Consider the following 1,045-nt stretch of genomic DNA (forward strand, 5'->3'; position numbering starts at 1 on the left):
TGCCGGCGGCCTGGGCGACGTCGTCGACGCTGACGTCGGCGAAGCCGCGGGCGCTGAACAGCTCGATGGCGACGTCGGTGATGTGGTGCGGCGTTGTCGAGCGGCGACGGCCCACCCGCGGCTGCGGCACCATGACACCCGCCCTTCCATTTCGGCACTCGATGCCATATTCTGACGAAGCTTGTGACTCGATCCCCATCGTTGTCAAGAACCGACGAAAGGCAATGACCCGTGGACCACGAAACCGAGACCGAGACCCAGCTCGTCACCGAGACCCTGGTCGAAGAGGTGTCCATCGACGGCATGTGCGGGGTCTACTGACCCCGTGTTCGACCCCGACCGCGGCTGGCGGTTGCACCCGCAGGTGGCGGTTCGACCCGAACCCTTCGGGGCGCTGCTCTACCACTTCGGCACCCGCAAGCTGTCCTTCCTGAAGAACCGCACCATCCTCACCGTGGTGCGGTCGCTGGCCGACCATGCCGACGTCCATTCCGCCTGCCGCGCGGCGGGGGTGGACGACGCCGGCGAGGCGCCCTATCTGCACGCGCTCGGCGTGTTGGCCGATTCGAAGATGTTGGTACCCCAGGAGGCCCCATGACTGCCACCGTGCCGCGGCTCATCGAGCAGTTCGAGAGCGGCCTGGACGCGCCCATCTGCCTGACGTGGGAGCTCACGTACGCATGCAACCTGGCGTGCGTGCACTGCCTTTCGTCCTCGGGCAAGCGCGATCCGCGAGAGCTCTCCACCCGTCAGTGCATGGACATCATCGACGAGCTGGAACGCATGCAGGTGTTCTACGTCAACATCGGCGGCGGGGAGCCCACCGTCCGGCCGGACTTCTGGGAGCTGGTCGACTACGCGACCGCGCACCACGTCGGGGTGAAGTTCTCCACCAACGGGGTCCGCATCACCGAAGAGGTCGCCGCCCGGCTGGCCGCCAGCGACTACGTCGACGTCCAGATCTCGCTCGACGTCGCCATCGAGCTGTTCAGCGCCCGCGGCTTCGCCGACGTCAGCGTCGACGACGTCGCCCAGGCCGCCGGCA

Annotated in this window: 4 protein-coding genes; 3 read left to right on the plus strand and 1 reads right to left on the minus strand. The window is 67.4% G+C overall.

Annotated features, from left to right (window positions below; genetic code table 11):
- Positions 1-133, minus strand: a 133-nt coding sequence (locus A9X05_RS08760; protein ID WP_197498975.1) for a TetR family transcriptional regulator, incomplete at its 3' end; no start/stop codon positions are given.
- A 98-nt stretch (positions 134-231) separates the two neighbouring features.
- On the opposite strand from A9X05_RS08760, the gene mftA reads away from it, so the two are divergent.
- The 3 genes from mftA to A9X05_RS08775 form a co-directional block, all read left to right on the plus strand.
- Entirely contained in the window at positions 232-321 is a 90-nt protein-coding gene (gene mftA / locus A9X05_RS08765) for a mycofactocin precursor MftA (RefSeq protein WP_046186817.1), read from the plus strand.
- A gap of 4 nt (positions 322-325) precedes the next feature.
- The gene (mftB, locus tag A9X05_RS08770) at positions 326-598 is read left to right on the plus strand and encodes a mycofactocin biosynthesis chaperone MftB (RefSeq protein ID WP_067753474.1); all 273 of its coding nucleotides are present in this window, start codon (positions 326-328) and stop codon (positions 596-598) included.
- Positions 595-1,045: radical SAM protein (locus A9X05_RS08775; protein WP_156736568.1), on the plus strand; the 451-nt coding region annotated here is incomplete at its 3' end. The genes mftB and A9X05_RS08775, both read left to right, overlap by 4 nt.

It is taken from the genome of Mycobacterium sp. E3298, assembly GCF_001666895.1.
GTDB lineage: Bacteria > Actinomycetota > Actinomycetes > Mycobacteriales > Mycobacteriaceae > Mycobacterium.